Raw genomic sequence first — 280 nt, forward strand, 5'->3', positions numbered from 1 at the left:
AGTTAAGAGCACATCACAAATTTTACCTTAGCCTGATCCACTACCAGTGAAAGTAGTGTTCAGTCTATTTCTATCACATATCCGAATTTTTAAAGAACGATCTGACAAAAGTCAGAAATCAACATTCATCACCGAATGTTCATTTCTAAGTTCTGAGCAGTGCTGCGAAACCTGAAGAGTGGTGGAGCCAAGCGGGATCGAACCGCTGACCTCCTGCGTGCAAGGCAGGCGCTCTCCCAGCTGAGCTATGGCCCCGTATTTTGTAGGCCGCACCAAGTAA

1 tRNA gene is annotated in these 280 nt (G+C 46.1%); it reads right to left on the minus strand.

Annotated elements, in window-relative coordinates:
* Positions 1–179: 179 nt before the first annotated feature.
* Positions 180–255, minus strand: a tRNA-Ala gene (locus HU770_RS26875).
* Between the last annotated feature and the right edge of the window lie 25 nt (positions 256–280).

Origin of the sequence: Pseudomonas sp. SWRI68 (assembly GCF_014269165.1) — a bacterium.
GTDB classification, from domain to species: domain Bacteria; phylum Pseudomonadota; class Gammaproteobacteria; order Pseudomonadales; family Pseudomonadaceae; genus Aquipseudomonas; species Aquipseudomonas capeferrum.